The following is a 7,546-nucleotide window of genomic DNA, read 5'->3' on the forward strand; positions in this document are numbered from 1 at the left end:
TAAATGGCAGGGATTTCTTGGTTGTCGGGAAATGTAAATGTTGTTGTTTTGCCATTGTCATAAACAGAGGAGGGTTCAAGAGTGATAGAGCCTTGAGCGGTGTAAGCCCAATTGCGTGGTCCATAGGTTTCAGAAGCGTTGAAGATACCATCAATCTGTTGGGATTGTTTTTTTTCTTGTCGCATAAGGGCTGCAAGTCTTCTTTGTTCTGCTTCCTCTTGTGGGTAGCGGAATTTCACAAGGAAATATGTTTCTTGTCCAGAGGAAATTTCTCCATCTTTAATGATGAGTTCAAATTGATAAGAGCGCTTTGAGCCATCAAGCTTTGTGGTGACGACTTGGAGATTGGTAATGGGTTGGACTTCTCTTGCCTTTAGAAAAAGAATATTGCCAGCGGGTGCAACTTCCCATGCAACGCTGTTGCCAATCGCTACATGAGCAATTTCTTCATTGGCAGAAAATTCTATTTGTACGGATGAGCGTATGGAGCCAATAATTTTAGTGACATTATAAGCATCATAATTAATAAAGCGAATGCGGCTATCGTTGGGCGCGCGGGTGGGAAAAACACTGGCATGGCTCAAGGCTATAGGAGAAAGGGTAATAGCGATGTTAAGAATGAGAAAAAGAAATTTTTTTTTCATGATCAGTTGACCACTTCCGGATCGGTTCTATATTCATTAACAATAAACCCTAGAGGATTTATTAAACGGTTTTGGACAGAGATAGGGGCATTGATATATTCAAAGGTAAGTGTTGAGACCCAGTGTGTGATAAATTCTTTGTTGTTCTCGTTATCACGGACGGTTTTATAATAGCGTACCTGTGCGACATCATCATTGATAAAGGAGATTGATTTTATTGTTATTGTAACGGCGGCATGTTTATAGAGAATTTGAGGGCTTTGGGGGTTTCTTGCTCCATACCAGCTGGCGAATCTTTGCTGTTCTTCAGAAGAAGAAAGAAGAGAGACGGTTTGGAAATTATGCTGTGTTTCTTCTGTGGTGAAACCTTCACGGCAGCGGACGTATTTTGCGGCGAAGTAGCGTGTGATGGCTTCGTCGACGTTTGTGGGACCTTCTTTTAAGGCTTCTACGACTTCAACAATGCCGGTTGAATTGTCGACGCGAATGACAAAGGGTTCCACGGTTTTAAGGGGCGTGAGGGTGATGACCGCGAGAGAAGACATTATTGCAACAGCAACCGCGATGCCGGCAATGGTAAGGGAGACGCGGGTGGTGCGGCGTGAAGCGAGCATGCGGTCTTGATCAAACGAGCGCGCTTCGGCAATATATTGTTCTACGTCTTTTTCTTTCATGCCTTTTTTCCGCAGTCTTTGTAGGATTTTATTTCTTCATCCGTTAATTTTTGTGTGAGAAGCATTTCCAATTTGCCCTCTTTCATGGGGGAGGGTGTGTTGTTACTGATGATGATGGGCGTGGGCGTGGGGTTTTTCCCTTCCCAATTCCACATCGATTTGTTGAGTGGACGTTTAGAATATCCATCACATTTTGGCAGCGACTTCAGCGTGTTTGGTGAAGACATACAGCCACTGAGAAAGAGAAATGGTAAGATGACCCCAATTTTTTTTAATTCCCGCATTTGAACTTAGGCCTTTGCTAATAGTGATGCTAATTTTTTTGCACCGTTCGTTATCGTTTTAGCTCCTCCTGAGCCTGTAAGGGAGGCCCCCCCAGAGGCTAAAGCGGAAGCCATGCTAGGTAAATTGAAGAAAAGAAAAATACCACCAAGGCCAACCACCATAAATGCGCCATAGGAAAACATGATATCTACAATGTTTGTTGTAAAGATTTTCAGTGCAAGTTTGATATACATACCACCAAGCAAGATGACTAATATCTGAAGTATGATGAAGTTTGCAACTTGTCCTAACCATGCCTCTGTAAAACGCCTTGTTGAGGAAAACATAGAGAGGCTTATGAAGAGCGGTCCCACTGATAAGACGAGAAATAAACCCAGCTTAGCAAACATTGTGACGTAAAAACCAATTATGCAAAAAACAGCAGCAATCACGTAACAGGCAAAACCAACTATCCAAGCAACAAGATACGCACCCAATGCAAGCCATGATGCAGATTTTGCTTCATCAAAAACATGTGCAACAGCTTTGTTTAACATATCGTCCCATATATTTTTATCTGAGTGTATTGTACCTTGTGTGGCGTGTGCAATGGCATTAGGCAGAGCCTCAAAAAATATATTACCGACCCACTCATTATAAAGAGCAGCATTAGTGGCAAGCGAAACAATGATGCCAAGTTTGAAAGCTGTCGTTATAAATTCCCATAAGGGCATAGAAGAACGCCCTGAGATGATATTGTACCCTATAAATATAATGTAGATTGTACAAGATGCTTTAAGCGGAGCACTTAAACCCAATGAAAGGCTTTTAATGGAGTCAGTCATTATTTCCATAATAGGATTCGTTAACATATTTTCTGCCGTGGTAAAGAAATCTATTTTTTCGAATGCCATTGCACGTCCATTCTATCTAATTTTTGCAAATATGATCATTTCTGATTCAATTATTATCGTTGTTCTGTTTAGCTTTAGCGCGTTCTTCTGCTTCTCTTTCGGCTTGTTCTTTTGCTTTTTCTTCAGCTTTCCATTTTTCTAGTTCAGCTTCTTTTTTTGCTATTTCGGCTTGCCTTCTTTCATGTTCAGCTCGCATTTCGGCTTCAAATTCTTCCTGCGCTTTACGCATGTTTTCGTTGTGTTCCCTAATTCTCTCTTCAGCTTTTGCTTCATATTCCTTTTGAAGTTCAAGTTGTGCTAATCTTAGGTTTTCACAATTTTTTGAAGTTCCTGCAAATCCACATTTCGCATTCCACTCTCCCATCAATTTTTTATCTTTTTTAAATTCTGCAACGCTATAGGTTTTTTCACATCCAGCAGCGATAATTCCAGTGCAAAGCAGTAATGTCGTTATGAGAACTTTATTCATCAATATTTCCCCTTCTTTCTTTCAGTTTTACAAGGTTTGAGCACAATCTTTAAATTCTGCTTGTGTTATCGGTTGTTTTACAACCAGTGATGATAAATCTAGGGCACAGACATATTGTTGCCATAAATATAGAGTGCACGAAGCTTTTTAAGTTGAGCAGCTAAAGCACAATAGTGATATGAAAGGGTTTTATCCATTGTCTCTGTAAGGGGATCCATCAACATATTGTCTATCTTAGTGAATATGCCTTTGCTTTCTACTGCCATTGAGATGCTCCGCTATTCGTTGTGTATTTTTATAATTTAATCATTATTTTGTTGTTGTTCAGCTCGTTCTTTAGCTTCTCTTTCGGCTTTTTCTTCAGCGTTTCTTTTTTCCATTTCAGCTTTTAGTTTTTTTATTTCAGCTTGCCTTGCTTGATGTTGAGCTTCCATTGCGGCTTCATATCTTTCCATCGCTTTACGATCTTCTTCTTTGCGTTCACGTGCTCTTTCTTCAGCTTTTGCTTCATATTCCTTTTCAAGTTCAAGTTGTGCTAATCTTAGGTTTTCACAATTTTTTGCAGTTCCTGCGAATCCACATTTAGCATTCCACTCTTCCATCAATTTTTTATCTTTTTTAAATTCTGCAACACTATAGGTTTTTTCACATCCAGCAGCGATAATTCCAGTGCAAAGCAGCAATGTTGTTATGAGAAGTTTATTCATCGATATTTCCCCTTTTTCCTTTCAGTTTTACAAGTTTTGAGCACAATCTTTAAATTCTGCTTGTGTTATCGGTTTTTATAACCAGTGATGATAAATCTAGGGCAGAGACATAATCTTGCCATAAATCTATTGTATAGTCTGTAAGGTTCTTTAAGTTGAGCAGCTAAAGCGCAATAGATGTTATCCATTGTTTTTGTAATGGGATTTATTAACATATTGTCGATATAAGAAAATACGCCTTTGGTTACTATTGCCATTTAGATACTTCGCTATTCGTTGTGTATTTTTATAATTTAATTATTATTTTGTTCTTTTGCTTTTTGTTCTTCCTCAGTACGCTCTTTTATCCCAAATGTAGAGTTCCATATTTCTTTAGCTTTTGCCTGACGTTCTTTTTCAAGTTCTAAAAATGCTAACCGCATGTTTTCACAATTTTTTGAAGTTCCTGCAAATCCACATTTAGCATCCCATTCTAGGCGTAATTTTTCATCTTTTTTAAATTCTGCTACACTGTGAGTTTTTTCACATCCAGCTGTGATGAGCCCTGTGCAAAGTAGTAATGTTGTTATGAGAACTTTATTCATCAATATTCCCCCTTTTTCCTTTCAGTTTTTAAAGTTTGAGCACAATCTTTAAATTCTGCTTGTGTTATCGGTTTTTATAACCAGTGATGATAAATTTAGGGCACAGACATATTGTTGCCATAAATATAGAGTGCACGAAGCTTTTTAAGTTGAGCAGCTAAAGCGCAATAAGAGATGTGTAATGGCGTTATCCATTATTTTTGTAAGGGGATCCATCAACATATTGTCGATATCAGTAAATACACTTCTGGTTTCTATTGCCATTGAGATGCTCCGCTCTTCATCGTGTTTTTTATAATTTAATCATTATTTTGTTGTTGTTCAGCTCGTTCTTTTGCTTCTTGTTCGGCTTTAGCTCGTTTTTTAGCTTCAAATTCAGCTTTCCATTTATTATACTCAGCTTTTTGTTTCGCCAGAAGCGCATCCATACCTTTCTTACGCTCTTCTGCCGCTTCACGAGCTCTTTCTTCATTTTGTGCCTGACGTTCTTTCTCAAGCTCTAAAAATGCTAACCGCATGTTTTCACAATTTTTTGAAGTCCCTGCGAATCCACATTTAGCATCCCACTCTAAGCGTAAATTTTTATCTTTTTTAAATTCTGCTACACTGTGGGTTTTTTCACATCCAGCAGTGATGAGCCCTGTGCAAAGTAGCAATGTTGTTATGAGAACTTTATTCATAGATATTTCCCATTCTTTCTTTCAGTTTTTAAAGTTTGAGCACAATCTTTAAATTATGCTTGTGTTATCGGTTTTTTATAACCATTGATGATAAATCAAGAGCACAGACATAATGTTGCCATAAATATAGAGTGCACGAAGCTCTTTAAGTTGAGCAGCTAAAGCGCAATAAGAGATTCAAGAGTGAATCGCTGTCTATACGAGGATATTTGCTTTTTATTGCCATTGAGATGCTCCACTCTTTATTATGTCTTAATGGTTATTTTGTTGTTCTTCTGCCGCGCGCTCTTCTGCTTCTCGTTCTTCTTCAGCGCGTTCTTTTGCTTTTTGTTCAGCTCGGAATTTTTCATTCTCAGCTCTCATTTTTTTAATTCTGGCTCTCATTTCAGCTTCGGAATCTCTAATCATTTTTTGAAACTTTTCATCATCTTCACGCTCTCTTTCTGCTGCTTTTGCTTCATATTCTTTCTGAAGTTCTAAAAATGCTAACCGCATGTTTTCACAATTTTTTGAAGTTCCTGCAAATCCACATCTAGCATCCCACTCTAAGCGTAATTTTTCATCTTTTTTAAATTCTGCGACGCTATGGGTTTTTTCACATCCAGCGGTGATGAGCCCTGTGCAAAGTAGCAATGTTGTTATGAGAATTTTATTCATGATTAATGACTGTCCTGTTGTTGTTTTGCTTTAGCGCGCTCTTCTGCTTCTCTTTCGGCTTGTTCTTTTGCTTTTTCTTCAGCTTGTCTTTTTTCTATTTCAGCTTCTTTTTTTGCTATTTCAGCTTTCCATTTTTCATGTCTAGCTCGCAGCTCGGCTCGATATTCTTCTAGCGCTTTACGATCTTCTTCTTCGCGTTCACGCGCTCTTTCTTCAGCTTTTGCTTCATATTCCTTTTGAAGTTCAAGTTGTGCTAATCTTAAGTTTTCACAATTTTTTGCAGTTCCTGCGAATCCACATTTAGCATTCCACTCTTCCATCAATTTTTTATCTTTTTTAAATTCTTCTACGCTGTAGGTTTTTTCACATCCAGCCGTGATGAGCCCTGTGCAAAGTAGCAATGTTGTTATGAGAACTTTATTCATGATTAATGACTGTCCTGTTGTTGTTTTGCTTTAGCGCGCTCTTCTGCTTCTCGTTCGGCTTGTTCTCTTGCTTTTTTTTCAGCTTCCCATTCTTCTTCAGCCTTTTTCCTGCGTTCTGCCGCAAGTTCGTGATCGGCTACTCTTACGTTTTCACAATTTTTTGAAGTTCCTGACCATCCACATCTCACAGCCCATTCTTCAAATAATTTTTTATCTTTTTTAAATTCTTCTACGCTGTAGGTTTTTTCACATCCAGCCGTGATGAGCCCTGTGCAAAGTAGCAATGTTGTTATGATGATCTTGTTCATGTTCAAGCCCCTCTTTTTTCTCGTTTATTGACCACGCAGTTTTTTGGCATAATCTGCATATCGCGCTGCAAATTCTTCGTAAGCTCGTTGTTCGGCAGCTTTGTACTCCGCTTGTTGAATCATCGCGGCGGCTTGCATTTGGAGAACTTGTGTTTGGAGTTTTGCTTGTATCGCTGATAATTGTGCTTGAATGCCTTGAATTTTACCCGCATCTTTAGTACTTCCAAGTTCGTCAAGGAGCTTGTTAATGGTTTTTTGTGTTTCACTGGCTTCTTCGTAGACATCTTGGCCTTTTGCCGCTTGTCCTATCGTGTTCTGTTCGGCTTTTTTCACTTCCTGTGCGTAAAAAGCATCTGCTGCCTCTTTTGATCCAGCGCCGCCTGAGGGCTCTTTGTATAAGAGTTCTTCTTGCCATTTTTGCGTGTTTTTGCTGCCACCACCGCCGCCGCCACCGCTGCCACCGCCGCCACTGCCCATCGATTGTTGAAAGTGGTTAAAGTCAGAAGGCAGGGCGCCACTGCTCCCTTGCTTGTTAAACATGTCTTTCAATTCAGAGATGTCAGGCTTGACATTTAAGGATTTAGAGAGATCTTGCAATTGTTTAAGCTGACCTTTCAATTGATCAAGCTGTTGTTTGCCTTGTTCGAACTGCTTTAATGCTTGTTTATATTGATCAGCCAATTTTGCAGCAGCTGTGGGATCAAATACCACGATGGCAAAGGCATTTGTTTGAAAGCCAAATGAAGCTGCATAGACGGCTGTTGCCAATAAAAGTTTTTTCATTGTTTTGACCTTTCTTGGAAAATAGGAAGCCATTTTTCTGGAGATTGTCCAACTTCATCCATAATGGTCTCTAAAAGTTCAATGTTCTTGGTGGTGCCACTTAAAATGGCTATTTCATCATCAAAGCCCCGTAAGTTCAGTTCTGCGACAACTGAACTTTGTCCTTGCTTGATGAGAAAACGCCGTGACTCACGGCTTAATTCTGCTTGTATCAGGTTAAATTCTCTGTCCGATAATTTAAAACCTTCTACATAATCCCCATGATTGCCCTTCTGGTTGGGAAAATAAATCTGTGTTGGGCATTGCTCTATAATGGTGTGCGCAATGGTTGAATTAATCGCATCTTTGGGAGATTGCGTCGCAAACAACATCAAACCATTTTGTTTACGAATAGTCTTCAGCCTGTCTTGCGCAAAGGCTTTAAAGGAATCATCCTC

General features: G+C 39.2%; 13 protein-coding genes and 1 pseudogene. All 14 read right to left on the reverse strand.

Annotation, left to right across the window (positions count from 1 at the left end; genetic code table 11):
- Window positions 1-644, reverse strand: a 644-nt coding sequence (locus ACFIO3_RS06045) for a TrbG/VirB9 family P-type conjugative transfer protein (RefSeq protein WP_375704200.1), incomplete at its 3' end; no start/stop codon positions are given.
- Between the two features lie 2 nt (window positions 645-646).
- On the reverse strand, window positions 647-1,318 hold the full coding sequence (locus ACFIO3_RS06050; RefSeq protein WP_375606522.1) for a virB8 family protein: 672 nt from the start codon (window positions 1,316-1,318) through the stop codon (window positions 647-649).
- On the reverse strand, window positions 1,315-1,602 hold the full coding sequence (locus tag ACFIO3_RS06055) for a type IV secretion protein VblB7 (RefSeq protein WP_375686468.1): 288 nt from the start codon (window positions 1,600-1,602) through the stop codon (window positions 1,315-1,317). Before ACFIO3_RS06055 ends, ACFIO3_RS06050 begins: the two co-directional genes overlap by 4 nt.
- Before the next feature lie 6 nt (window positions 1,603-1,608).
- Window positions 1,609-2,496, reverse strand: a complete 888-nt coding sequence (locus tag ACFIO3_RS06060) for a type IV secretion system protein (protein ID WP_375606520.1) — start codon at window positions 2,494-2,496, stop codon at window positions 1,609-1,611.
- Window positions 2,497-2,542: 46 nt separating this feature from the next.
- Window positions 2,543-2,965: an EexN family lipoprotein gene (locus ACFIO3_RS06065; RefSeq protein WP_375606519.1), complete on the reverse strand. Its 423-nt coding sequence runs from the start codon at window positions 2,963-2,965 to the stop codon at window positions 2,543-2,545.
- A 98-nt stretch (window positions 2,966-3,063) separates the two neighbouring features.
- On the reverse strand, window positions 3,064-3,231 hold the full coding sequence (locus ACFIO3_RS06070; RefSeq protein ID WP_375686470.1) for a hypothetical protein: 168 nt from the start codon (window positions 3,229-3,231) through the stop codon (window positions 3,064-3,066).
- Window positions 3,232-3,267: 36 nt separating this feature from the next.
- Window positions 3,268-3,672, reverse strand: coding sequence for an EexN family lipoprotein (locus ACFIO3_RS06075; protein WP_375686471.1), 405 nt, complete (start codon window positions 3,670-3,672; stop codon window positions 3,268-3,270).
- 293 nt (window positions 3,673-3,965) lie between these two features.
- Complete coding sequence (locus tag ACFIO3_RS06080) at window positions 3,966-4,256, reverse strand: EexN family lipoprotein (RefSeq protein ID WP_375686473.1); 291 nt, start codon at window positions 4,254-4,256, stop codon at window positions 3,966-3,968.
- A 299-nt stretch (window positions 4,257-4,555) separates the two neighbouring features.
- Window positions 4,556-4,936, reverse strand: coding sequence for an EexN family lipoprotein (locus ACFIO3_RS06085; protein WP_375686474.1), 381 nt, complete (start codon window positions 4,934-4,936; stop codon window positions 4,556-4,558).
- 252 nt (window positions 4,937-5,188) lie between these two features.
- Window positions 5,189-5,593, reverse strand: a complete 405-nt coding sequence (locus tag ACFIO3_RS06090; protein WP_375686475.1) for an EexN family lipoprotein — start codon at window positions 5,591-5,593, stop codon at window positions 5,189-5,191.
- Between the two features lie 2 nt (window positions 5,594-5,595).
- On the reverse strand, window positions 5,596-6,018 hold the full coding sequence (locus ACFIO3_RS06095) for an EexN family lipoprotein (protein WP_375686476.1): 423 nt from the start codon (window positions 6,016-6,018) through the stop codon (window positions 5,596-5,598).
- A 2-nt stretch (window positions 6,019-6,020) separates the two neighbouring features.
- Window positions 6,021-6,326 (reverse strand): EexN family lipoprotein, encoded by a 306-nt coding sequence (locus tag ACFIO3_RS06100; RefSeq protein ID WP_375606514.1) that lies wholly within the window; start codon window positions 6,324-6,326, stop codon window positions 6,021-6,023.
- 24 nt (window positions 6,327-6,350) lie between these two features.
- Window positions 6,351-7,109, reverse strand: coding sequence for a type IV secretion system protein (locus ACFIO3_RS06105; RefSeq protein WP_375686477.1), 759 nt, complete (start codon window positions 7,107-7,109; stop codon window positions 6,351-6,353).
- Window positions 7,106-7,546: pseudogene (locus ACFIO3_RS06110) on the reverse strand (transporter); the annotation flags it as partial. The gene ACFIO3_RS06105 and the pseudogene ACFIO3_RS06110, both read right to left, overlap by 4 nt.

This window comes from Bartonella sp. AD328YNZD, assembly GCF_042196425.1.